Origin of the sequence: Lentzea sp. NPDC042327 (assembly GCF_040647275.1) — a bacterium.
GTDB lineage: Bacteria > Actinomycetota > Actinomycetes > Mycobacteriales > Pseudonocardiaceae > Lentzea.
The window spans coordinates 52479-76045 of the sequence record NZ_JBEZBX010000020.1 but is presented as its reverse complement, the minus strand read 5'-3'; the positions used below and the strand labels follow the sequence as shown (position 1 = coordinate 76045).

General features: G+C 68.2%; 25 protein-coding genes. 14 read left to right on the top strand and 11 right to left on the bottom strand.

Annotation, left to right across the window (positions count from 1 at the left end; all coding sequences use genetic code 11):
• Nucleotides 1-2: 2 nt before the first annotated feature.
• Nucleotides 3-1160, bottom strand: coding sequence for a CaiB/BaiF CoA-transferase family protein (locus tag AB0A63_RS35790; RefSeq protein ID WP_360399481.1), 1158 nt, complete (start codon nt 1158-1160; stop codon nt 3-5).
• The gene (fdhD, locus tag AB0A63_RS35785; protein ID WP_360399478.1) at nt 1147-1974 is read right to left on the bottom strand and encodes a formate dehydrogenase accessory sulfurtransferase FdhD; all 828 of its coding nucleotides are present in this window, start codon (nt 1972-1974) and stop codon (nt 1147-1149) included. The genes AB0A63_RS35790 and fdhD overlap by 14 nt, the downstream gene beginning before the upstream one ends.
• 64 nt (nt 1975-2038) lie before the next feature.
• Between fdhD and AB0A63_RS35780 the strand changes: the two genes are divergently transcribed.
• The 4 genes from AB0A63_RS35780 (at nt 2039) to AB0A63_RS35765 (ending at nt 4906) form a co-directional block, all read left to right on the top strand.
• Nucleotides 2039-3553, top strand: coding sequence for an NAD(P)/FAD-dependent oxidoreductase (locus tag AB0A63_RS35780; protein WP_360399475.1), 1515 nt, complete (start codon nt 2039-2041; stop codon nt 3551-3553).
• 46 nt (nt 3554-3599) lie between these two features.
• Nucleotides 3600-4091 (top strand): hypothetical protein, encoded by a 492-nt coding sequence (locus AB0A63_RS35775; protein ID WP_360399472.1) that lies wholly within the window; start codon nt 3600-3602, stop codon nt 4089-4091.
• A 70-nt stretch (nt 4092-4161) separates the two neighbouring features.
• The gene (locus tag AB0A63_RS35770) at nt 4162-4719 is read left to right on the top strand and encodes a helix-turn-helix domain-containing protein (RefSeq protein ID WP_360399469.1); all 558 of its coding nucleotides are present in this window, start codon (nt 4162-4164) and stop codon (nt 4717-4719) included.
• 25 nt (nt 4720-4744) lie between these two features.
• Nucleotides 4745-4906 carry a hypothetical protein gene (locus tag AB0A63_RS35765; RefSeq protein ID WP_360399466.1) on the top strand — a complete coding sequence of 54 codons (162 nt, stop codon included), beginning with the start codon at nt 4745-4747 and terminating at the stop codon, nt 4904-4906.
• Here the strand turns inward: AB0A63_RS35765 and AB0A63_RS35760 are convergent, their stop codons facing one another.
• Together AB0A63_RS35760 and AB0A63_RS35755 are read right to left on the bottom strand one after the other, a co-directional pair.
• On the bottom strand, nt 4907-7195 hold the full coding sequence (locus AB0A63_RS35760; RefSeq protein WP_360399463.1) for an FdhF/YdeP family oxidoreductase: 2289 nt from the start codon (nt 7193-7195) through the stop codon (nt 4907-4909).
• 149 nt (nt 7196-7344) lie between these two features.
• Entirely contained in the window at nt 7345-8232 is an 888-nt protein-coding gene (locus AB0A63_RS35755) for a hypothetical protein (protein WP_360399460.1), read from the bottom strand.
• Between the two features lie 85 nt (nt 8233-8317).
• Between AB0A63_RS35755 and AB0A63_RS35750 the strand changes: the two genes are divergently transcribed.
• From AB0A63_RS35750 to AB0A63_RS35735, 4 genes are all read left to right on the top strand, one after another.
• The gene (locus tag AB0A63_RS35750) at nt 8318-10945 is read left to right on the top strand and encodes a valine--tRNA ligase (protein WP_360399457.1); all 2628 of its coding nucleotides are present in this window, start codon (nt 8318-8320) and stop codon (nt 10943-10945) included.
• Nucleotides 10946-10948: 3 nt separating this feature from the next.
• Nucleotides 10949-12286 carry a folylpolyglutamate synthase/dihydrofolate synthase family protein gene (locus AB0A63_RS35745; RefSeq protein ID WP_360399454.1) on the top strand — a complete coding sequence of 446 codons (1338 nt, stop codon included), beginning with the start codon at nt 10949-10951 and terminating at the stop codon, nt 12284-12286.
• Nucleotides 12283-12681, top strand: coding sequence for a DUF4233 domain-containing protein (locus tag AB0A63_RS35740; protein ID WP_360399451.1), 399 nt, complete (start codon nt 12283-12285; stop codon nt 12679-12681). Before AB0A63_RS35745 ends, AB0A63_RS35740 begins: the two co-directional genes overlap by 4 nt.
• Nucleotides 12682-13151: 470 nt before the next feature.
• Entirely contained in the window at nt 13152-13388 is a 237-nt protein-coding gene (locus AB0A63_RS35735; RefSeq protein ID WP_360399448.1) for a hypothetical protein, read from the top strand.
• 29 nt (nt 13389-13417) lie between these two features.
• Here AB0A63_RS35735 and AB0A63_RS35730 read toward each other — a convergent pair whose 3' ends face one another.
• Entirely contained in the window at nt 13418-14200 is a 783-nt protein-coding gene (locus AB0A63_RS35730; protein ID WP_360399445.1) for a pentapeptide repeat-containing protein, read from the bottom strand.
• A 274-nt stretch (nt 14201-14474) separates the two neighbouring features.
• Between AB0A63_RS35730 and AB0A63_RS35725 the strand changes: the two genes are divergently transcribed.
• From AB0A63_RS35725 to AB0A63_RS35710, 4 genes are all read left to right on the top strand, one after another.
• Nucleotides 14475-14894 carry a site-specific integrase gene (locus AB0A63_RS35725; protein WP_360399442.1) on the top strand — a complete coding sequence of 140 codons (420 nt, stop codon included), beginning with the start codon at nt 14475-14477 and terminating at the stop codon, nt 14892-14894.
• 310 nt (nt 14895-15204) lie between these two features.
• Nucleotides 15205-15384 carry a hypothetical protein gene (locus AB0A63_RS35720; protein ID WP_360399439.1) on the top strand — a complete coding sequence of 60 codons (180 nt, stop codon included), beginning with the start codon at nt 15205-15207 and terminating at the stop codon, nt 15382-15384.
• A 57-nt stretch (nt 15385-15441) separates the two neighbouring features.
• Nucleotides 15442-16044 (top strand): hypothetical protein, encoded by a 603-nt coding sequence (locus AB0A63_RS35715; RefSeq protein WP_360399436.1) that lies wholly within the window; start codon nt 15442-15444, stop codon nt 16042-16044.
• A 27-nt stretch (nt 16045-16071) separates the two neighbouring features.
• Complete coding sequence (locus tag AB0A63_RS35710) at nt 16072-16647, top strand: GNAT family N-acetyltransferase (RefSeq protein ID WP_360399433.1); 576 nt, start codon at nt 16072-16074, stop codon at nt 16645-16647.
• Nucleotides 16648-16832: 185 nt separating this feature from the next.
• Here AB0A63_RS35710 and AB0A63_RS35705 read toward each other — a convergent pair whose 3' ends face one another.
• The 3 genes from AB0A63_RS35705 to AB0A63_RS35695 form a co-directional block, all read right to left on the bottom strand.
• Nucleotides 16833-17618 (bottom strand): DUF3800 domain-containing protein, encoded by a 786-nt coding sequence (locus AB0A63_RS35705; protein WP_360399430.1) that lies wholly within the window; start codon nt 17616-17618, stop codon nt 16833-16835.
• A gap of 630 nt (nt 17619-18248) precedes the next feature.
• Complete coding sequence (locus tag AB0A63_RS35700; protein ID WP_360399427.1) at nt 18249-18875, bottom strand: 2'-5' RNA ligase family protein; 627 nt, start codon at nt 18873-18875, stop codon at nt 18249-18251.
• A 120-nt stretch (nt 18876-18995) separates the two neighbouring features.
• Nucleotides 18996-20147, bottom strand: a complete 1152-nt coding sequence (locus AB0A63_RS35695; RefSeq protein ID WP_360399424.1) for a hypothetical protein — start codon at nt 20145-20147, stop codon at nt 18996-18998.
• Between the two features lie 186 nt (nt 20148-20333).
• Between AB0A63_RS35695 and AB0A63_RS35690 the strand changes: the two genes are divergently transcribed.
• On the top strand, nt 20334-20597 hold the full coding sequence (locus AB0A63_RS35690) for a hypothetical protein (RefSeq protein ID WP_360399421.1): 264 nt from the start codon (nt 20334-20336) through the stop codon (nt 20595-20597).
• Nucleotides 20594-20932 carry a hypothetical protein gene (locus tag AB0A63_RS35685; RefSeq protein ID WP_360399418.1) on the top strand — a complete coding sequence of 113 codons (339 nt, stop codon included), beginning with the start codon at nt 20594-20596 and terminating at the stop codon, nt 20930-20932. The genes AB0A63_RS35690 and AB0A63_RS35685 overlap by 4 nt, the downstream gene beginning before the upstream one ends.
• A gap of 25 nt (nt 20933-20957) precedes the next feature.
• On the opposite strand, the gene AB0A63_RS35680 is transcribed toward AB0A63_RS35685, so the two are convergent.
• The 3 genes from AB0A63_RS35680 to AB0A63_RS35670 all read right to left on the bottom strand — a co-directional run bounded on the left by AB0A63_RS35680 (nt 20958) and on the right by AB0A63_RS35670 (nt 23260).
• Nucleotides 20958-21866: a hypothetical protein gene (locus AB0A63_RS35680; protein WP_360399415.1), complete on the bottom strand. Its 909-nt coding sequence runs from the start codon at nt 21864-21866 to the stop codon at nt 20958-20960.
• Nucleotides 21867-21935: 69 nt separating this feature from the next.
• The gene (locus AB0A63_RS35675; protein WP_360399412.1) at nt 21936-22562 is read right to left on the bottom strand and encodes a hypothetical protein; all 627 of its coding nucleotides are present in this window, start codon (nt 22560-22562) and stop codon (nt 21936-21938) included.
• 62 nt (nt 22563-22624) lie between these two features.
• Nucleotides 22625-23260 carry a hypothetical protein gene (locus AB0A63_RS35670; protein ID WP_360399409.1) on the bottom strand — a complete coding sequence of 212 codons (636 nt, stop codon included), beginning with the start codon at nt 23258-23260 and terminating at the stop codon, nt 22625-22627.
• Nucleotides 23261-23567: the final 307 nt, after the last annotated feature.

Sequence of the window (23567 nt, the reverse complement as noted above, 5' to 3'; positions counted from 1 at the left end):
CCTCATCGCGCAGGTTCCTGTCCTCGTTTCCAGAAGACGGAACGCGCGCGCAACGAGGTCAGTTCCTCGTCGGAGCATCCCAGCCAGCGGAGCACGCGGTCATTGTGCTCGCCGAGGGCGGGCACCGCACCCGGTGACCACTCCCAGCCGCGCACCGGCGGCGGCAGCATCCGCACCGAACCACCGGGCACCGCGACGTCCGTCCACGCGCTGAGCTGCGGGTGTTCTGGCAGCTCGGTGATCGAGCGGGTCAGCGCGGCCGGCACGTCGGCCTCGTCCAGCGCGGCCAGCAGCTGTGCGGCGGTCATGTCCGCGAACGCCCGTTCGAGCAGTGCCTGCAGCTCGCCGCGGTGCTCCACCCGTGAGCTCACTGTGGCGAACCTCTCCTGCGGGGCGAGGCCGATGAGCGTGCTGAGACGCTGCCACTGGCCGTCGTTCTGCACGGCCAGGTGCACCGCGCCGTCCGCACAGGCCACCGGCCCGTAGGGCGCGATGCTCGGGTGGTGCGCGCCCGACCGCGGCGCGGCGGCTCCCGTGCCGACGGCGTAGAGCATCGGCTGGTGCATCCACTCCGCGAGCGCGTCGAACAGCGACAGCCGCAGCCGGGTGCCCAGTCCCGTGCGCGCCTTCTGCAGCAACGCCGCCAGCACCGCCGCGTGCAGCTGCACCCCGGCCGCGATGTCGGCCACGGAGATGCCGGCGCGCGCCATCACGTCGCCCTCGCCGGTCAGCGACACCAGGCCCGCCTCGGACTGCACCAGCGCGTCGAACGCCTTGCGGTCCGCGTACGGGCCGTCCCAGCCGTAGCCGGACAGCTCGGCCACCACGAGCGTCTCGGGCAGCTCCAGCCCCAGCCGGTCCCACACCCGCGGCGACAGGTTGCACAGCAGCACGTCGGCGCGGTCGACGAGCCGGTCGAGCCACGCCCGGCCGTCCGGGTGGAAGACGTCGAGCGACACCGACTCCTTGCCGACGTTCGTCCACGCGAAGTACGACGACACCTCGCCGCACGCCGAGTCGTAGTGCCGCGCGAAGTCACCGCTGCCGGGCCGTTCGACCTTGATGACGCGGGCGCCCAGGTCGGCCAGCAACCGCGTCGCGTACGGCACGGCGACGGCCTGCTCCAGGCTCACCACGACGACGCCGTCAAGCGGCCTCAACGACGCGCTCCCCGCCGGTGTAGACGTTCATCGAGTCGCCGCGCAGGAACCCGACGAGGGTCATGCCCTGCTCCTCGGCCAGCTCGACGGCGAGCGACGACGGCGCCGACACCGCGGCCAGCAACGCGATCCCGGCCATCGCGGCCTTCTGCACCAGCTCGAACGAAGCCCGCCCGGACACCATCAGCACCGACCCGGTCAGCGGCACCAGGTCCTGCAGCACCGCCCAGCCCAGCACCTTGTCCACGGCGTTGTGCCGGCCCACGTCCTCGCGCACGACCAGCGGCTCGCCGTCGCGGAACAACCCGGCCGCGTGCAGCCCGCCGGTGGAGGAGAAGACCTTCTGCCTGGCCCGCAACGCGTCCGGGAACGCCGTCAGCTCCTCCGGGGTGACCCGCAGCGGGTCGGCGGCGGGCGAGAAGCGGGTCTTGAGCTTCACCGCGTCCAGCGCGCCCTTGCCGCACACCCCGCACGACGACGTGGTGTAGAAGTTCCGCTCCACGCCGGTGTCCGGCTCCGGGACACCGGGTGCCAGCGCGACGTCGAGCACGTTGTAGGTGTTCATCCCGTCCGGCCCGGTGCCTTCGCAGAACCGCGCGACCGACACGTCCTGAGCGGCCCCGATCACGCCCTCGCTGAGCAGGAAGCCGTGCGCGAGCTCGACGTCCTGGCCGGGCGTGCGCATCGTGACGGCCAGCGCCCGCCCGTTGACCCGCAGCTCCATCGGCTCCTCGGCGGCCAGCGCGTCGACCCGCCGCCGCCGGTCACCCGGCGACACCCGCTCGACCGCCCGGCGCACCGTCACTCGGCCCATGTGCACCTCTCCTTCGGACCGCTATGTTCCCCACGACCAGGCTACGTGGGAGGGATCTCGGGGCATGGACGACGTCGTGATCGTGGGAGGCGGCCACAACGGGCTCGTGGCCGCCGCGTACCTGGCCGGGGCCGGCCGGTCGGTGACCGTGCTGGAGAAGCTCCCGCACGTCGGCGGCGCCGCGGTGAGCGCGTCGCCGTGGGCCGGTGTCGACGCCCGGCTCTCCCGCTTCTCCTACCTGGTGAGCCTGCTGCCGGACCGGATCGTCTCCGACCTCGGGCTCAAGCTGGCGCTGCGGTCGCGGGCCGCGTCCTCCTACACGCCCGGTGGCGGGTCCGGGCTGCTCGTCGAGCGGTCACCGGGCGAGGCGACCACCCGGTCGTTCCAGGAGGTGTGCGGTGACCTCGGCGACTGGGAGCGCTGGCAGCGCTGGTACGCCGACCTCGACCTGATGGCCCGCGCGCTGGCGCCGACGCTGCTGGAGCCGCTGGTCTCCCGCGAGCACCTGCGCGTGCACGTCGACGCGGTGGCGCGCGGCCGGGTGTGGGAGCAGGTCTTCGAACGGCCGATCGGCGCGACGCTGCGGGAGCTGTTCGAGAACGACCTGGTGCGCGGGGTCGTCGCGACCGACGCGTTGATCGGCACGCACTCGTCGCTGCACTCGTTGCAGGCCAACAGGTGCTTCCTCTACCACGTGATCGGCAACGGCACGGGGGAGTGGAAGGTCCCGGTCGGCGGCATGGGAGCGGTCACCGCCGAGCTGGAACGGGCGGCGCGCGCGGCCGGCGCGAAGATCGTCACCGGCGCCGAGGTGACCTCCGTCGAAGCCGACGGGAAGACGGCCTCCGTGGCGTACAACGACACCTCGGTGGACGCGAGGTTCGTGCTGTCGAACGTGGCCCCGTCCGTGCTGGGACGGTTGCGGGGCACCGAGGTCCACGACTCGCCCGGCTGCCAGCTGAAGATCAACATGCTGCTGCGCAGGCTGCCCGCGCTCAAGTCCGGTGTGGACGCCCGGCTCGCGTTCGCCGGCACGTTCCACCTCGACGAGTCCTACGACCAGCTGGAGACCGCCTACCGGGAGAGCGCCGCCGGACGGGTGCCGTCGGTGCTGCCGGGCGAGATGTACTGCCACTCGCTGACCGACCCGTCGATCCTCGGCCCGTCGCTCGCGGGCCACGAGACGCTGACCCTGTTCGGCCTGCACCTGCCGGCGGCGCTGTTCGAGAGCCGCAACGAGGAGCTGCGCGACCGGCTCGTCGAGCGCTACCTCGACCAGCTCAACGCCCACCTCGTCGAGCCGGTGCAGGACTGCCTGGCGGTGGACGCCGACGGCAGGCCGTGCATCGAGGCGCGCACACCGCTCGACCTGCAGGAGGAGCTGGGCCTGCCGGGCGGCAACATCTTCCACGGCGAGCTCGCGTGGCCGTTCGCCGAGAGCGAGGACGAGGTCGGCCGCTGGGGCGTGGAGACCGACGTGGACAACGTCTTCGTCTGCGGCGCGGGCTCCCGGCGCGGCGGCGGGGTCAGCGGCATCGGCGGCCACAACGCGGCGCGGGCTGTGCTGGAACGCGGCTGAGACATTCTCGATGACGTGAGTCGTCATCTCTGGTTACAGTGGTGCCGTGGGGGACTTCTACGGGATCGCGGAGATCGCCGACGCCATGGGCCTGAGCCGCCAGCTCGTCACGGTGTGGCGCAAGCGCCGTTCGCACGGCATCCCGGAGCCGGACGCGGAGCTCGCGTCCGGCCCGATCTGGCGCCGGGAGACGGTCGAGCCGTGGATCGACCGCACCCGCGGTCGGCTGGGGCTCGCCGGCGGCCCGGAGTCGGCGTCGCGCAGCCTGCGGTTGCGCACGAGCCGGCGGGTCCTGCGGCTGGCGGCACTGATGCTCGAAGAACCCCTGCGCCCGCGCGTGCTCAACGAGGCCGCCGCCCAGCTGCGCGACCTGGCGCACGAGATCGACTCGACGGCGGACGACGTCGTGGGGGCGTTGCTGCGCGAGCTGGTCGAGCCGGTGCGTGACCCCGACGTGCCCGCCGAGCTGCTGCGGGTGCCGGTCATCGAGTCGTTGCCGCTGGTCACGGCGGTGGCCCGGAACTCGCCGGACTGGTGACGCGGCTATCTCAAGACTTCTATATCAAGAAACCTTGCTAAGGGTTCCTTGATACGCGTACCGTCGTGTCATGACCGACGCTCCCATCACCGACCTCAAGGCGCTCCGGGCGCTGTCGCACCCGTTCCGCTGGAAGGTGCTCCAGCTGCTCACCGAGCAGGGGCCGCAGACCGCGACCCAGTGCTCGGCGGTGCTCGGTGAGAGCGTCGCGAGCTGCTCGTACCACCTGAACATGCTGGCCAAGTACGGCTTCGTCGACGAGGTCGAGGGGCCGGGCAGGCAGAAGCCGTGGAAGATCGTCCCGAAGCGCCAGGCCATCTCGACCGAGGGCCTGGAGGGTGAGGCGGCGCTCGCGGCCGAGGCGGCGTCGATGGCCTACCTGGACCAGGAGTTCGAACGCATCCGGTCGAGCCTGCGCCAGTTCGACCGGATGCCCGCGGAGTGGCGCCCGGCGATCGGCACCGAGGGCACGGTCAAGTTCGTCACCCCCGAGGAGGCCGTCGCCCTCGTCGAGGAGCTGCGGGCCGTCTTCGAGAAGTACGGCGAGCGCAAGCTGAACCCCGGGCTGCGCCCCGAGGGCGCGCGGGCGGTCCGGTTCTTCCTGAGCCACACGGTCGCACCCGAGTGACCAACCGACTCGAAGGAGAGCTCGCATGATCCCGCACGACCACGTGTTCGCAATCGCGAAGTCCCGTCAGCAGGACTTCGAGGCCGACGCCGCCGCGCGCCGGCTCGTCAGGAAGACCGAGCAGGAACCCGCGGCCGAACCCGAGCGGCGCCGGTTACGGCTGTCCGTCCGGGTCCGGCACGCCTGATCAGGCCGCCGGCTCCAGCCGCACGACCACCGACTTGGAGGTCGGCGTACCCGAGATGTCGGCCTTGGAGTCCAGCGGCACCAACGGGTTCGCCTCCGGGAAGTACGTCGCCGCGCACCCGCGCGCGGTCGGGTACGACACGATCCGGAACGACTCGGCGCGGCGTTCGACGACGCCCGTCGGGTCGTCCTTCCACTCCGAGACGATGTCGACCATCTGGCCATCGGAGAACCCGAGCGCCTTGAGGTCGTCCGGGTTGACGAACACCACGCGCCGGCCGTCCTTGACGCCCCGGTAGCGGTCGTCCAGGCCGTAGATCGTGGTGTTGTACTGGTCGTGGCTGCGCAGGGTCTGCATGAGCAGCCGGCCCTCCGGCACCTCCAGCACGGTCAGCTCGTTCGCCGTGAAGTTGGCCTTGCCGGTGGCCGTCGCGAACTCCTGCGAGTCGCGCGGCGGGTGCGGCAGCACGAAACCGTCCGGCTGGCGCACGCGCGTGTTGTAGTCGGTGCAGCCCGGCACGACGCGCGCGATGTGCTCGCGGATGACGTCGTAGTCCTTCTCGAACTCCTCCCAGGCGACCGGGTGCGCGGCGCCGAGCACCTTGCGCGCCAGCCGGCAGACGATCGAGACCTCGGACAGCAGCCGGTCGGAGGCGGGCGCCAGGCGGCCCCGCGAGCGGTGCACGACCGACATCGAGTCCTCGACCGTCACGAACTGCTCGCCGGAGTGCTGCACGTCGCTCTCGGTGCGGCCCAGCGCGGGCAGGATCAGCGCGGTGCGGCCGTGCACGACGTGCGAGCGGTTGAGCTTCGTGGAGACGTGCACGGTCAGCGAGCACTGCTCCAGCGCCTTCTCGGTCACCGGGGTGTCCGGGGTGGCGCTGACGAAGTTGCCGCCCATCGCGATGAACACCTTGCCGCGGCCGTGGCGCATGGCGTTGATCGCGTCGACGGTGTCGAAGCCGTGCTTGCGCGGGACGGAGATGCCGAACTCGTTCTCCAGCGCCAGCAGGAACTTCTCCGGCATCTTCTCGTAGATGCCCATCGTGCGGTCGCCCTGCACGTTCGAGTGGCCGCGCACCGGGCACAGGCCCGCACCCGGCTTGCCGATCATGCCGCGCAGGAACATCACGTTCGTGATCTCGCGGATCGTCGGCACGCTGTGCTTGTGCTGCGTGAGGCCCATGGCCCAGCACGCGATCGTGCGCTGCGAGTCGACGAACATGCCGGCGACCCTGGTGATCTGCTCGCGGGTCAGGCCGGTCGCGGTGAGCACGCGGTCCCAGTCGAGCTCGCGCAGGCTCTCGGCGTAGGCCTCGAACCCGTGCGTCTTCGCGGCGATGAACGCCTTGTCGAGCTTGTCCCACCGCAGCAGCAGGTGACCGACCGCCTGGAACAGCGCCTGGTCGCCGCCGACCTTGATCTGCACGAACTCGTCGGACAGCGCGGTGCCGCGGCCGACGACGCCGGCGACGTTCTGCGGGTTCTTGAACCGCATCAGGCCCGCCTCCGGCAGCGGGTTGATCGCGATGATCTTCGCGCCGTTCTTCTTGGCGTCCTCCAGCGCGCTGAGCATGCGCGGGTGGTTCGTGCCGGGGTTCTGGCCGATGACCACGATCAGGTCGGCGAGGTCGAAGTCCTTGATCGACACCGAGCCCTTGCCGATGCCGATGGTCTCGTTCAGCGCGGAGCCGGACGACTCGTGGCACATGTTCGAGCAGTCCGGCAGGTTGTTCGTGCCGAACGAGCGGACCAGCAGCTGGTAGAGGAACGCGGCCTCGTTGCTGGTGCGGCCGGAGGTGTAGAAGATCGCCTCGTCCGGCGCTGACAACGCTGTCAGCTCGTCGGCGATGAGCGTGAACGCGTCGTCCCAGTCGATGGGCGTGTAGTGGGTGGCACCGGGTCGCAGGACCATCGGCTCGGTGATCCGGCCCTGTTGCCCGAGCCAGTAGTCGGTCTTCGTCCGCAGGCTCTCGAGGGAGTGGGCGGCGAAGAACTCCGGCCCGATGCGGCGCTTGGTCGCCTCCTCGGCCACGGCCTTCGCGCCGTTCTCGCAGAACTCCGCCATCTTGCGGTGGCCCTGCGGCTCCGGCCACGCACAGCCGGGGCAGTCGAACCCCTCGCGCTGGTTGAGCAGGCGCAACGTCTTGACCGTCCGGGTCACGCCCATCTGCTCGACCGCGCGGTCGAGCGAGACGAGGACACCCGGAACACCCGCTGCCCAGCTCTTCGGCGTGGACACTTCGAGCGCGGACTCGTCGACGTCGTGCTGCGGAGGCTTGCTGCTCATGTCCTTCATTCAACGCCGATGGACGTCGGCGCCGCCAGCGCCCCCGAAGAACGCGGCGGCGTCGCCATCACGGGCCCCAAGGGGTTGAACGGTCCGTGACGGTCAATTGTGATCGCCGTCACGGTCGATCGGCACCTCTGAACGAGTGATCAGTGGCACCCGCTCTCGGTGGGGATCGGCGCGTCGGACGCGAACCACTCGTCGGGCCCGCGCTCGCTGCCCCCGTCGTCCCGCTGCCGCTTCTCGGTGAACATCGGCGCCAGGTAGCCGTCCTTCGACGCCTGGCAGGCCATCAGGTAGTGGTAGCCGTCGACCCTGGTGACCCACAGCCCCTCGGCGTCGAGCTGGAAGTCCACGTCCGCCCGGACCATCGCGAGCAGGTCGGTCTGCTCGAACAGCGAGTTCCGCATCTCGCCCGGTTCGAACGCGTAGGCGAACCGGTAGCTGGTGTGCACGACCGGCAGCCCGTTCTCGTCCTGGCCCGGCCACATCCGCCCGTCCACCTTGACCGGCACCGGCAGCAACGCCGTGCCCGCCTTGGTGCGCGTCCACAGGACCGTGTCCTGCACCGGTTCGAAGTGGTCGGCGACCTCGGGTGCGAGCAGCGCGAGGAACGGCGCCCGGTCGCGCTCGACCACCATCCTCGGGTCCAGGTGCGCGGCGATGATCGCCCCGCGTGCCGCCTCGTAGATCGGCGCGTACCGCGGGTCCTGGTCCGGCGCGACGATCCCGGCCTCCCCGTCGGCCCACTTCTCGGCCGGTGTCCGCGCGTACGGCTGCGCGGTGTCGACGCCCTTGTGGGAACCCCGCAGGTCCGGCATCGACAGCTCGCCGAACGTGCCCGCCCTGTACAGCCCCACGACCACGCCGACGATGACGACGAGCGCGACCGCGGACACGACCTTGCCGCCGTGCCTGCGCATGCGGGCCTGTCTGCGCTGCCTGCGGATGTCCTGCTTCGCGCGTCTGTTCGCCGCGCGGAGCCAGGCGTCGTCCTTCAGGTCGGGATGGTCTTCGATTCCCCCAGGAATGCTCACAGCCCGCGGATCTTAGGGGCTCGCCCGTCCGTTAGCAGGTATCTCGGTGTAAGTCGATAGCCACGCCTCCGTAGACTTGTCAGCTGTGACTGAACTCGACACCGCAACCCAGCGTCCTGACCTCCCCGCCGCGTGGACTCCGGCGGAGGTAGAGGCGGAGCTGTACCAGCGGTGGGTCGACCGGCGGTACTTCGAGGCGGACGTCAAGAGCGACAAGCCGCCGTTCACGATCGTGCTGCCCCCGCCGAACGTCACCGGCAGCCTCCACATGGGCCACGCGATGAACCACAGCGTGATGGACGCCCTGACGCGCCGCCGCCGCATGCAGGGCTACGAGGTCCTGTGGCTGCCGGGCATGGACCACGCCGGCATCGCCACGCAGAACGCCGTCGAGCGCGACCTCGCGAAGCAGGGCCTGTCGCGGCAGGACCTCGGGCGCGAGAAGTTCGTCGAGCGCGTCTGGGAGTGGAAGGAGGAGTACGGCGGCAAGATCCTCGACCAGATGAAGCGGCTCGGCGACGGCATCGACTGGTCGCGCGAGCGCTTCACCATGGACGAGGGGCTGTCGCGCGCCGTCCAGACGATCTTCAAGAAGATGTACGACGACGGTCTGATCTACCAGGCCGAGCGGATCATCAACTGGTGCCCGCGCTGCCAGACGGCGCTGTCGGACATCGAGGTCGACCACAGCGACGACGAGGGCGAGCTCGTCTCGATCCGCTACGGCGACGGGGACGCGTCGATCGTCGTCGCGACCACGCGCGCCGAGACGATGCTGGGTGACACCGCGGTCGCCGTCCACCCCGACGACGAGCGCTACCGGCACCTGATCGGCACCGAGGTCGAGCTGCCGCTGACCGGCCGCCGCATCCCGATCGTCGCCGACGCGCACGTCGACCCGAAGTTCGGCACCGGTGCGGTCAAGGTGACGCCCGCGCACGACCCGAACGACTTCGAGATCGGCCAGCGCCACGGCCTGCCGAACCTCACGGTCATGGACGGCCGCGCCACCATCACCGTGCCCGGCCCGTTCCTCGGGCTCGACCGCTTCGAGGCGCGCCCGGCGATCGTCGCCGCGCTGCGCGCCGAGGGCCGGATCGTGGCGGAGAAGCGGCCGTACGTCCACTCCGTCGGGCACTGCTCGCGCTGCAACACCGTCGTCGAGCCGCGGCTGTCGCTGCAGTGGTGGGTCAAGGTCGAGGGCATCGCGGCCAAGGCGTCCGCCGCCGTCCGCGACGGCCGCACCAAGATCCACCCGGCCGAGCTGAACAAGCGCTACTTCGACTGGACCGACAACCTGCACGACTGGTGCATCTCGCGCCAGCTGTGGTGGGGCCACCGCATCCCGGTCTTCTACGGCCCGAACGGCGAGGTCGTCTGCGTCGGACCCGACGACGAGGTGCCCACCGGTGAGGGCTGGCGCCAGGACGAGGACGTCCTCGACACCTGGTTCTCCTCGGGCCTGTGGCCGTTCTCGACGCTGGGCTGGCCGGACTCCACCGAGGACCTGAAGAAGTTCTACCCGACCAGCGTTCTGTCGACCGGCTACGACATCCTGTTCTTCTGGGTCGTCCGGATGATGATGTTCGGCCTGTACGCGATGGACGAGGTCCAGCCGTTCGACCACGTCTTCCTGCACGGTCTCATCCGGGACCAGCACGGCAAGAAGATGTCGAAGTCCAAGGGCAACGGCATCGACCCGCTGGACTGGATGGAGCGCTACGGCGCCGACGCCACCCGGTTCACGTTGCTGCGCGGCACGAACCCCGGTTCGGACATGGCCGTCGCCGAGGAGTGGGCGGCCGGCTCCCGCAACTTCACCACGAAGCTGTGGAACGCCACCAGGTTCGCCCTCTCCAACGGTGCGACGGTGGCCCGCCCGCTGCCCGCCCGCGACGAGCTGACGGCGGCCGACCGCTGGATCCTCGACGAGCTCGACGCCCTCGTGTCCACGGTGGACACGAACTTCGAGGCGTTCCAGTTCTCCCGCGCCTGTGAGGCGCTGTACAGCTTCACCTGGGACGAGTTCTGCGACTGGTACCTGGAGATCGCGAAGGTCCAGATCGCCGACGGCCGGGTCGAGGCCACGCAGTCGGTCCTGGGCCACGTCCTCGACACGCTGCTGCGCCTGCTGCACCCGGCGGTCCCGTTCATCACCGAGACGCTGTGGACCACGCTCACCGGCGAGGAGTCGCTCGTCGTCGCCGCGTGGCCGCAGGCCTCCGGTGCCGAGCGCGACGCGGACGCCAAGGCCGAGGTCGAGGGCCTGAAGAAGCTGGCCACCGAGATCCGCCGGTTCCGCTCGGAGCAGGGCCTCAAGCCGGGGCAGAAGGTCGCGGGCAAGGTCCGCGGCGCGTGCTGCGTCGGCCTGACCGACCAGGTGCCGTCGGTCCGCTCGATGACGCGCCTGACCGAGCCGGGCGAGGACTTCACCGTCTCCGCCACGCTGGAGGTCGGCCTGCCCAAGGGAGCGGTGAAGGTCGAGCTGGACCTGTCCGGCGCGATCGACGTCGTGGCCGAGCGCAAGCGCCTCGAGAAGGACCTCGCGGCAGCGCAGAAGGAGCTCGCCCAGACCTCGGGCAAGCTCGGCAACGCGGGCTTCCTCGCCAAGGCGCCGGCCGACGTCGTCGCCAAGATCGAGGAGCGCAAGGCCACCGCCGAGGCCGACATCACCCGCATCAACGAGCGCCTGGCCGCGCTGCCGGAGAAGTAACCGATGGACACCAACCTCGACGAGTTCCTCGACGTCGAGAACGAGCTCAACCAGCGCTGGCCCGAGACCAAGCTCGAGCCGTCGCTGGACCGGATCAAGGCGCTGGCGCACGTGCTGGGCGACCCCCAGACGAGCTACCCGGTCGTGCAGCTGACGGGCACGAACGGCAAGACGTCGACGTCGCGCATGGTCGACGCGCTGTTCGCGCGCATCGGCCTGCGCACCGGCCGCTACACCAGCCCGCACCTGCAGCTGGCCACCGAGCGGATCAGCCTCGACAACCAGCCGATCAGCCCCGAGCGCTACGTCGAGGTCTTCCGCGACATCGAGCCGTACGTCGCGATGGTGGACGCGCGGTCCGAGATCCGGATGAGCAAGTTCGAGGTGCTCACCGGCATGGCCTACGCCGCCTTCGCCGACGCACCGGTCGACGTCGCGGTCGTCGAGGTCGGCATGGGCGGCACGTGGGACGCGACCTCGATCGCCGACGCGAAGATCGCGATCCTCACGCCGATCTCGATCGACCACACCGAGTACCTGGGCAACCGGATCGAGGACATCGCGACCGAGAAGGCCGGGATCATCAAGCCCGGCTCGGTCGCCGTCATCGGCGAGCAGACGCCCGAGGCGATGCGGGTCGTCCTGGAACGCGTGGCCGAGGTCGACGCCACGGTCGCGCGCTTCGGCAGCGAGTTCGGCGTCGTCTCCCGCTCGGTCGCGGTCGGCGGCCAGCTCGTGACGCTGCAGGGCCTCGGCGGGGTCTACGAGGACATCTTCCTGCCGCTGCACGGGGAGCACCAGGCGGCGAACGCGGCGCTGGCGCTGGCCGCGGTCGAGGCGTTCTTCGGCGCGGGCACCGACCGGCAGCTCGACGTCGAGGCGATCCGCGAGGGCTTCGCGACGGTCGTCTCACCGGGCCGGCTGGAACGGGTCCGCTCCGCGCCGAACGTCTTCGTCGACGCCGCGCACAACCCGCACGGCGCCGCGGCATTGGCCAAGGCGCTGGAGTCGGAGTTCGGGTTCCGCAAGCTCGTGGCCGTCGTCGCCGTGATGTCGGACAAGGACGCCGAGGGCATCCTCTCGGCGCTCGAACCGGTGGTGTCCGAACTGGTCATCACCACGAACTCGTCGCCGCGCGCCATGGACCCGGACGTGCTGGCCGGTCTCGCCGTGCCGATCTTCGGCGAGGACCGCTTCGAGGTCCGCCCCCGCCTGGTCGACGCGATCGACGAGGCCATCCACCTCACCGAGGACGAGCTGTCCGGCGGCGGTGTCATCGTCACCGGCTCCGTCGTCACCGCCGGTGAGGCCCGCGCGTTGTTCGGAAAGGAACCGGCATGAGCGAGAACCCGGTGCCGGCACCGAAGAAGGACCCGATGAAGGCGTTCCGCGGCATCATGGCGGGCACCTTGATCCTCGAAGTCATCGTCGTGGCGCTGGCGTTGCCGGTCATCGCGAAGCTGCACGGCGGCGTCACCTCGCTCGTGGGCTGGGTGACGTTCGGCTTCATCGTCGCCTTCATCGCGCTGTGCGCGTTCGTCCGCCGCCCGTGGGCCATCGGCGTGCTGATCGGCCTGCACGTGCTGCTGATCGCGACGTGGGTCCTGCTGCCCGCCCTCGGCGTGATCGGCGTGATCTTCGCACTGGTGTGGGCGTACCTGCTGTGGCTGCGCAAGGACCTGCTCAAGCGGATGGCCGAGGGACGGCTGCCGTCCCAGCAGCAGCAGGCCGGCTGACGAAGGACCGGTGAGAGGACGAGTTCGCGGCCCCCGCGAATTCGTCCTTTTTCTTCGCTGCTCCAGGGGTCGATCTCGACACGCTGCGCGCGGCGATCAAGGGGTACCAGGCGGTCCTGACCGAGCTCGTGGCCGCCGAGCAGACCGGCAACGCGCTGGTGGCCGTGAAGGCGGCCGGTCATGACCGGCCGAGGGCCGTCTACGCGGGGCACGCAGTCGCCGCGGCAGCTGCCGGCCCGGCCGCGCAAAGGCACCGCGAAGCTGTACACGGCGCGAGAGTGAGGAACGCAGGCGCGCCAAGACGTTGCTCACCACGATCGATCTTGGCCCGCTGCTCATCGGACCCAGTATCCATCGCGCCATCAGACCTTGAGCATCCCATCAGGTGGCACTATCCATCCGGCGTGTCGTGATCGTCCACCCGAGCGCGAACAGTTGTGTCGTCACGTAGTCGTGGGAACCTGCACGGCATGACGGACGATGCGCAGGGGTGGGGATATCAGCTCGAACAGCCGTGGCCGCCGCCCGAGACGATGGGCATGATCACGCGCAAAGGGCGGAACTTCCACCGTGACGAGAACTGCTCCGGTTACCAGCAGGGCGTGCGCAACTCGATCAAACGCGGCCACAAGCTCAGCCCACAGGAGACGGTGACCGCGCAACAGGCCAAGCATCGCGGCAAAGGTTGTTGCAGCGTCTGCTGGTGAGACGCTGCGGCGGTTCATGGGAGAGTCGACTACCACCACTTGCCCTTGGTCTCGTGCGTGGTGATAGCGCCGTCAACGGACGTGTCGCCATCGCGCTTGGTCTCGGTGAGATCTGCGCCGCCGAGGTAAGCGCCGCCGAACTTCGCGCCCGACAAGTCCGCTTCGATCATGTTCGCTTTGTAGAGGCTCGTGTAGGGAGCGTTCTGGGACTCGAACCCCGTTTGCCTGAGCTTGGCCGCGGTCAACCAAGCGCCGGACAGGTTCGATCCGCCCAAGTCGGCCTTGGACAGGTTGGCTCCCGCTAGGTACGCGTCTTGCAGGTTCGCCTGGCGGAGGCACGCGCCGCTGAGATCGGGGTACACGTCCTTGTCATTGCGAACGTCCCGCCGGCCTAGGACGGTGAGGGCCGCCTGAACGTCGGTAGCCACCGGCTTATCAGGACACTTTGCGGCCGTGGAAGGCCAGTCCGCTGATCGCGTTGGGGTAGTTGAGCGGATGAAGGCGGACAGAACTTCGATGATGACGGGCTGGTCGCGAGCAGAGTCCTTGCCTAGCCGCTCCAGCGCGTAGATGCCGCCGAGACGGGCTTGCAGGTGGTCTGAGCCCGACTTGTCGAGTTGCTCGATCGCTTTGTTGAAGCGTTCGGTGTACTGCCCTTCCTGGCTTGCGTTTACGGTCAGGGCGGAGAAGATGACCGCACCTACTGCTGCAATCGCTGTGATCGCGGCGATGATGGCCTGACCGCGTGTGATGGCCACCTGTCCGCGTGCGATATCTGCCTGCCAGTTGTGCTCGGCGAGCGGCGCTTGCATCTTTTCGGCCGGGGACAGCCGGGAACGACGGGACCTGCTCAGTGGCTGCGCTGTCGCGCGGAGGCGGTGTCTCTGGGGAGCTTCGGGCACCTCCCAAGATCGCGTCCCTGGGCCTCTGCGTTTCAGCGTGTTCAGCCGAACCATGAACTGCGGAGCGAGCAGGGGTGAGCTTATGACTCATGAGAAGTTGCCATATCGTGAGTCAGGATCTGGTTCAAGTGACCCCCAGCGGCGCCCCCCCGCCACTCCGGAGGAAATCCTCGCCGCGCTCGACGTGGCGGTCCATGAGTACGTCCGCACCCAGCGGCCCGCGAACACCCAGCGCGCCTACGCCACCGACTGGAAGGTCTGGACGCGGTACGTCACCGAGCTGGGCATCCCGGAGGACTCCGCGACCGCCGGGGCGCTCGTCGGCTTCGTCGTGTGGCTGGAGCGTCAGGAGGCTGCCCCCACGACCGTGGACCGCCGCCTGGCCGGTGCCGTGGTCGGCCTCCGCCAACGCGGCGCGAAGCCGCTCAAGGCCGCCACAGAGGCCGCCAGGGCAGCGCTGAACGGCTACCGGCGTCGGCTCACCGGGGCAGGGGAGAAGCGCGGCCGGGGAAGGCCCCGGCGATGGAGGTCAAGCACCTGCGTGCCATCTCCGCTGCGTGCCCCGAGACCCTCACCGGCATCCGGGACCGCGCCGTGGTGCTGATCGCGTTCTCCATCGCGGGCCGCCGCTCCGAGGTGGCCACCCTGCTCGTCTCCGACGTGGTGGAACACGCGGAGGGCCTCGTGATCACCATCCGGTCCGGCAAGACCGGCGGGCGCACCGTGGCCGTCCCGTACGGCTCGCACGAGAGCACCTGCCCCGTACGGGCCTGGCGTGCGTGGCTCGATGCGTCCGGCATCAGCGAGGGTCGGCCTTCCGGCGCATCGACCGGCACGGGCGCATTCTTGGCGGCCTGGCTGCCCAGTCCGTCGGGACCATCATCACCACGGCGGGAGAGCGGGCGGTCATCACCGTGCGCTTCACCGGCCACTCCGCCCGCGCGGGACTGGCCACCGAGGCGCGGCGGGCAGGGCACGACGCCAAGACGATCAGCCAGCACACCGGCCACGCCCCCAACTCGCCGGTGCTCTACGACTACATGCGCACCGTGGATCAGTGGGCGGACAACGCGGTGGCCGGCATCGGGTTGTAGGTCAGGGCAAGGGGCCTGTGGTCAGTCCTGCGCGGTGATCGTGTTTTAATCCGCCGGATGACGACACGTTCCTCGGTGCCCCGGCGCTTAACAATCTTGTGGTGGGGCGCAATAGCCATGATGGCGACGGTTGTGTTCGTCCTGGCGCTCGGTCCGTGGCTGTTGTCGGTACTCCGATGGTTCACCAGCAAGAGCGCGGACTGGTGGGGTGCCGCAGGCCAGTGGGGTGGTGCCATCGGCAGTGTCGCGGCGGTGGTTGCGGCGCTCTGGATCGCTAGACAAGGTACGAAAGACGCCGCCGAGAGGGACTACAGGCGGCAGCGAGCCAACGCCGTGCTTGTCTACAGCGAGCTGCGGCAGACACCCGAGAATCGCTGGGAGCTACTGGTAGGCAATGACAGCCAGTATCCAGTGGTTGACCTGCGGGTTATCGGCCTTCAAGGTGAGCTAGTGGTGATGCCGCCGCTGACGGGTTGGCCGACTCGAAGCGCGCTCCGACCTGGAGATGAATGGAAGGAACCCATGCGCCAAATCATCGATCTCACGCCGTTCGCCAAGGCCGGGTTCTCAGTCGATTACAGTGCTGTCATCGAGTACACGGACGTAGAGGGATACCGATGGCGTCGAGAAGGTTACAAGCTGCCGACGCAGGTCAAGTAGACCTCACAACGGTCGGCACGTCGCCACTTGCTCGTCCCGCTGACCCTCCAAGAGGTCGCTGTAGTGTCTGACTCCTTTGCGGGCACGAGGAACGGCGGGGCGATGGTCGACGTGCGATGGCCGGACGCGAGGAGCAAGGCCAGGTTGGGCATGGACGTGTGGAACGTGTTCAACCAGGTGGGCATGCGCGCGGACGACTACCGGAGCCGTCCGCCGCACTGGTGGTCCGATGAGCTGGCAGTGGCTGAAGACGATGCTCGGAGCGTTGTCGGAGCTGTCCAGGTCCGGTTCAACCAGGAGTACGACGGGGAGCTGTTCGGCGAGTTCTCGGGCCTGCTCGGCTTGCAGTGCTACGTGGAAAAGATCGCCGTGCTCCCGAGCGCCCAGGGAGACGGTGTCGGCACGTTGCTCATGCACGAGACAGCGCAGGAAGCGGGACGTCGGAGGTGCACGCACCTCGCCTTGAGGATCGACTGGACGAGCGATTGGAAGCGCCGTGTGAAGTTCTTCGAGAGCTGCGGCCTGCGATCACTTGTTCCGAGGCACGGGGACGACCTGTACGGAGCTGAAGTGGGAGCGGTCCTGGAGGCCACGGCCCGCTGACCACAAGCGTATGGGCCGCAGGCGTACGAGTAACGCCGGGCACCCGCTGTTGCAGGGTGATATCACCGTCTCTAACCTGGAAATTGCAGCTTTTCACGGAGTCGCGAGGAACCACCGCCTGGACCGGGTGACCGGACCCTTCTACTTGAGTGGATGCAGCGGCCTCGGGCTCCGTGAAGAGCTGCTCAACTTTCTACGGACGGCCACCAGTCCTGGCCGGTCACGATCGTCTTGTCGCCGAGAATCTTGATCCCGTAGTCCAGCACCTTGCCGTTGGACCCCCGCCGGAGCTGGTGCGCGACCGTCTGAAAGTAGTCCGGCGAGTTGTTGCCAAACCTGTCGGGCGTGATCGCAGCGTTCAACATCCCCGCGTAGAGGTCAGCGGCCTGGAGGCCGTCCCACGCGGCCGTGCCGTCCACCTGGATGTTGCCGGTGACGAGCGACCACGGGACGGGGGATGTTGAGGCGGTCGTTGGGCAGGTCTTGTTGATGTAGTCCAGCGAGACCTTGTGGTCGTGGCCCCTGACGTGCGCGACCTTCGTGATGGCGCGCCGGGTGCCTCCGGGCCAGCTCTTCGCGGTGAGGGCGATGCGCTCGAGCAGCAGGCGGGACGCGTAGTTGTAGGTCATGACGATGTCGCTGCGCATACCCGAGCTAGCGGGCACGTTCTGCTTGTCGATCAGGCAGTAGATCAGCCGAACGCCTGGGACGGCCGTCAGCTCCTTGGCTGCGTGCCGACGACGGTCGTGGTTGCGCGGGCGTAGGTGCTCAACCCAGTGGACGGCACCGCTCGTGATCTCGAAGTCCGCGCGCAGCTTCTGGATCACCTGGCGGAGGTGCGGGTCGTGCTCCTCGGGCACCACGACCGCGCAGAAGCCGAACAGCGGCGACGAGGTCGGCTTGAAGCCGCGATCACCGGTTTCGTCCAGGTAGACGCGGAGGATCGGCAGCCTGGAGACCGTCGTGAGCACCGGTTTGTTCCCGCCTTCCTGGTGTCAAGCCACTGAGGTAGGCAGGGATGCGTTCTGCGCGCAGAACTAGGAGCGAACATTCTTGTGCCCTTGCCGTTAGGTTCAACCCGGCTCGGGCCGGTGTGCCTAAGAATAAGGTAGAGGATCGAACCGAAGGTGTCATCTTGGATCGGCAATTGCTCGGGAGGATGGGGTGATCACTACGTTCGGTTATCCTAGATTCTGCTCTTGTTTCGCGTTCGCTCCAGTTGGGAGGGCTGGTGTAGTGGTCATGACCACTCAGTGTGACCTGTCTAGGAAGGTCTGCCTAGACAGGTCTATCTAGATCAGTCTGGATAAACAACTTAGACATGTCGTAGGTGCGTCTAGCTAGACATGTCCAGTTAAGCATTGGCAGGTCTAGTTAGACATTGCGGCAGATCTAGTTAGACATTGGCAGGTCTAGTTAGAGATAGGCAGGTCTAGTTAGAGATAGGCAGGTCTAGTTAGACGTTGAGGCCTGCCTCGTCTCTCTCGCGTGATCAAGCAGGTCACCGAAGAGCTTCAAGATGGATCGTCGGCCGTAGTACGCGCGCTCAGCTCTCTGGGCGCTTGCTCGCCACCAACATGATCTGTGCAGATCAACAAGAGTTACTTCCCGAGCTGGACTGTCTCGATGTCGTCCCACACATAAGCCTGATGATCACGGTTGAGCTCGATCAGAGAAACCGACGAGACCGTCACCTCTGCCGTAGTGCCGGGGTGCGCCGCCAGTGCATCGCTCACCGGCTCGGCGGGACCGGCAGCGTTCGAGTACCCCAGGCTGACATGAGCGCGGAACCCGTCCTCTCGCTCCGGCACGTTCCCCACGCCCCACACGTCACCGATCGCGGCGCGGATCGCAAGGCGGAGCTCGGCCACCGGCTCCAGCGGCCGGCCTGGCATCTGGATGGTCTCGGGGTCGACGTGAGCAGGGCCGATGCTGAGCGTGAACGGCTTCAACGCCGTGCACCTTGTGCGTGCGGCCTCCACGATCTGGTCCACGTCACCGCGGCTTACCTCGTCGGTGAAGCCGATGCCCTGGAGCGTGAGGTGCAGCCACTTCACCGGCACGGGGTCGAGCATGGGGAGCTGCCCGAGTACGGGCGCGTAGTGCTTCACGAGGGCGTGAGCCTCAGGCTGGTCCGCGAAGGTGATGTGCCACGTGTAGAAGGAGCGTCCGACCTCCCAGCCTGGACGCCACCACCAGTGGTCTCGCATAGGCTCCAGCTCGGTCACGGCACGCCTCCCAGGTCTACGCGGACAGCTCCTTGATCACACTGTCACGCTGGAACTCGGCGATCGAGCCCCGCACGCGGCGGGTGATCGGGTCCCGGGGGTTGCCGGTCTGTGCCGCGATCATGTCGACCTCGGCGACGCGGTGAAGCAGGGGCCGGACGCGGAGCTGCGGTGCGGTCTCCAGAACCGGCCCAAGGGTGTGCTCAGCCCGCCCATGTCGCCGCGCACGAGGTGGGCCTTGACCTGCACGAGCCGAGTCATGCGCTCGGAGCCGAGGTTGCGCAGATGCGAGGGGTGCTCCTCGAATGCCGCCACGGCCCGGTCCGCGTAGGCCAGCGCCTCGTCCGCCTCGCCGAGGGAGAGCCGCGTGTCCGCCCAGAGCGATCCCGCGCGGTCCAACGAACACGTGAACGGCCCTGCCAGCTCGTCATCGGCGTGAGTGAGCCGGTTCGCCGCATTCTGTGCGCGTTGAAGCGCCTCGGCCGCAGGACCTGCGTCACCTGCCCGCGCGAGGTCGAGCGCGAGTGCGCTGGAGAGGCACAGCTCGGCGGAGCCGGTCGCGGTGTAGCGCAGCCCGTCCGCCGCGTAGTCGGCCGCCGCCAGGTAGTCGTCCTGCCAGAACGACGCGGTGTGCTGCGTCGCTCGCACCCAGGCGCGCAGGGGGTTGTAGTCGGCACGCTCGGCGCACAGCCAAGCGGCGCGGGCGTGGTCCTCGGCGGCTTCTGGCCGGCCAAGGTCCACGGACATCCACGCGGGCACGGTCAGCGACCAACCAGCAGCCGCGTACAGCTCCCTCGACATCTGCGGAGCCTGGTGCCCTGCCAGCAGCGTGAACGCCCTGTCCCGCAACGCTTTCGTGCGCGCGAAGAGAGGAAGCGTGGGCATCTTGAGGTAGGAGCGCGCGATGCGCCGCACCTCGGAGTGCATCTGCTCGATCGTCAGTTCACCGACGTTCGTGGACTCGGCCCACGCGAGGAACTCGGCGGACTCGTCGGCCGCGCTCATCAGCACCTCCTTGACCGTGCTCACGCTCGCCGGAGTCGACACGATGACGGCCGGTGCCGACGAGGTCCTGTTGGTCGTGCTGAAGCCGAGATCGGCATCCGACGCGACGCCCAGCACCGCGCGCAACGCAGGCCGGTAGTGATCCGAGGGCACCCCGACCGCGCCGCGCTCGATCTTCGCGATGTAGTGCGCATCCAGCGGGAAGCGCTGGCGGGTGGTCTCCCAGAGCCAGACACATGCGGCCTCGGCCAGCTCACGGCGGCTCATGCGCGCACCTGACACCTGGCGGGACGCGGTGGCTTCGCGGACCGCCCGGAGGAGAGGGTTCGGCTCCGGGCGGTCCGAGCGTAACCGCGTTGATGCGGCGAGTCATGGAGCTGCGTGCCCCGGCCTGCCCCGATCTGCCCCGCGTGATGCCCTGCATGGCTGCCGGAACCGGTCGACTCTAAGTGCATGGGTGCGATCGCGATCGTGACGATGCTGGGGGCCGTCGTCGTTGGCTTGGTCTGCTGGCTCGGCCACCACGTCCGCCGCGAGACGCTGCGCCGCCGCCAGGCCGACCGCGTCCGAGCAGCGCTGGCCGGCCGAATCAGCGTGGCTGAGCTGCGTCAGCGCTGCGGCGCGAACTCGCTGCCGCTTCTCCCGACTCCGCGCACGGCGGTCGGCGACCCCGACCCGGCCGCCGAGCGCGGTTCCATCAGCGAGCGTGTCGCATGAACCTGATCGTGCCGGGGTCTCCGGAAGCCGCTGCGGTCGGGCTGTTCCCGGTGCTGCGGCCATTGCTCGACCTGAAGGACGGCGGGTGGACGTTCCTGCCCTACCAGGGGGGACAGGCGTTCCTGGACGGCTTTCACCGGTGGCCGGGCGGCTGGGTCGACTCGATCAGGTTTCACGACGAGGGCGACGCGCTCGGAATCCGCGTGGACCGTGACAACGCGATCGTCTGGGAACTCACCGACTCCCTGGCGGTGGTCGTGAACGAGCTGCTGTTGCTGCCGACTCCTGGCGACCGGCTTGCTCCTCGTCTGGCGAAGGGCAGAGGACCAAGCTGACACGGTGAAACTGCTCGGCGTTCGCTCAGAAGCCGCTGCGCTCCAACGCGATATGACCGGAGGCGGTGACCTCACGCACCGACTGAACCATGTCGTCTCCAGTCAACGCGTTGATGAAGCCGCTCTTGTGAAGGTGCTGCAAAGCCTGCTCCACGACTGCCTCAGGCAGGCCGAGTTGGCCAGGTAGGGCGTGGACATTGAGCGGGGTACCGGCCGCATGGTGGTCAGCAAGTATGCGAAGAAGTCGGAGTGCGCGGTCGGATGCCGAGGCGGTCGCGATTCCCTCGGCGTCTTCATGTCCTTGAGCATCAGGGCCGGGTTGCTCCACTCGTATCGGGTCCGCGTTGCCCGTCCGCCGCCACCGCCCGGTAGACGTGGTGTAGCTGATCGTGAAGTAGTACTCACGGCTTGGAGCACGATGTGCCGCGCCGTTCTCGTCGGTGAAGTCCACATAGAACTGCACTGTCTCTCCGAATCGCAGGGTTTCCCACGTCGTCCGGTCTCGCGCGATTCCAGGCTTGGCCCGCCACTTCATATGGGGGAAGCCGATCGCCTCGACCGATTCCACCAAAAGGTCGTGGACTGCTGTGCTGCCGTGATTCACGACGGCGAGCGAAAGTCCACCCATGTTGCCGAGCTTCCCCCGAATCTGGCGCGCTTCCGCCACGGCGGCGTCCTCTCGCTCCGCTCGCTGATCAGCGTCTCGCAAGAGGCTGATTTCGTTCGCGCGTTCAGTGGCTGCGGCCGACCTCTTTGCCTCGGCCAACGCTTCTTCCGCGATGCTGGCCTGCTTCTCGGTTGCCCTACGAGACTTGCGCGCTTCGGACGCCTGCCAGATGGCAACCGCCATCGCCAGGACCGCAACCGCGGCGGCACCCATCGCGATCCAGTCGCCTACGTCGAACAGCGGTTTGGCCTCTTCCGCTACGCGCATAGTCGTCCTATCTGGTCGAGGTGGCCGTGTGCCTCAGGTGGCCAGCCGAACGTACGGCGAGAAGCGTGATCAGTTGTCGTTCATCATGTTGATGATCTTGCGCAACCGCTTGATGCCGCGTGTATGCACGCCCTTCGCCTGCATGTAGCCGCAGATCAGGTCGGCGTCTAGTTCACCTTGGTCTCGCCAGGTCTGGAGGAACTGACGGGCATGGTCGCGCTCGTGGGGACCGGACCAGCCGTTGTTGCCTCCAAAGAAGTGGATGCTGTCCAAGTCCTCTTCCAGCTTTGGGTCCAGGACCGGCACGGGGGCATCTGGGTTCAGCAGATTGATCGCGCCCACCTCGGCCGCCCACATCGCCAAGGGGAAGCTCATGCCCTCGATGACGCAGAGAGCCGACCCTCGCGCCAACTGCTGCGCGTAATCGAATGCCTCTAGCGTCGGCCGGAAGGCCAGCACGGGTACGCCGGAGGCCGGATGATCCTTCGTCCTCGGCGTGGTGTAGCCGTAGCGACGCCCGAACTCGGCAACGATCCCAGGACCAGCGGCAGACTGGACAGCGTTGACCACCAGGATTGGAGCCACTCCAGCTTCGGCGCTCATCTGCTCGATCCACTCGACCGCCGGTGCCTCCAGTTTGTCAAAGGTTAGACCCGAGTCGTCATCCGGCACCCATGCAGCGCGATACGTCGTCATGATCATCCTTCTGTCGGGACGGGAGTCGACTTTCCTAAGTGAGAGCTGGCAGTTGTCGCCCCCTAAGTAGGTCGCTTGGCGGCAAACCGTTGAACCGCCAACTGTTCTAGCCGCGCTAGCACTTCGCCCACCGCCTCCGGCACGGCCAGTGCCTTCGCGAGAAGATCATCAGGAGCCTTACCTCTGGCATCCCGCGAGCAAGTGTGGAAGGGGTTGAACCGCTCGATCATCAGCGCTTTGACGCGGATCATCTCGGCCACGAGTTGGGCCAGCTCGATGTCCGTCACGGCAACGCTTGCCTGGACCAGCGCCTGGTCAAAAGCCGTAGAGGTCAGCCCGTGGTTCTTCGCTCCGTCCATATGAGCAGCTTCGCTAGTCGGAAGGATGGTGTACGTGAAAGCGACGGCCTCAGCGGCGCTGATCCACGGCCGAGCTGTGTTGATCACCGCCACCAGTGCTTCTCGCTGATCCAGGCGATCCCGTTCGAGGCGTTCGGCCTGGGTAAGGGCAAGCTGCTCTCGCATGAGAGCTACCTGGGCTCTTGCGGCTTCTGCCTGGGCCTCGGATGCCGCAGCACTTCGCCTCGCTTCTTGGACACCAGACTCGGCCGCGTTGGCCTGACGTTTCGCGGAGTTCGCGTTTCCCAGCGCGATGAACGCCGCGATCAATGCGACGGCAACGGCGAACCAAGCCGCCACGTCACCTACCTCCACATTGCTCCCTCGGTCGCACGGTTTGTCCCCTGCATCTGTCCGGCGACCAGGCACGTTACGCCGATTGCCGACAGGCCTGGGTACACGAAGCCGCCCCGGCGTGGTGCCGAGTCGGCTTCGACGTGGTGATCAGCTCGGGCAGCTCGCCGCCGGAGGTGACGTACGAGCCGGGTCGGCAGGCGTCACCGAGCTCGCCCCGAACAGGTAGGCCGCGAAGCACGCAGCGGCGACAAGTGCCAGCTAGCGGCCGGGGCGAAACTCGCGGGACGTGTTGATGGTGGGCATGGATTCC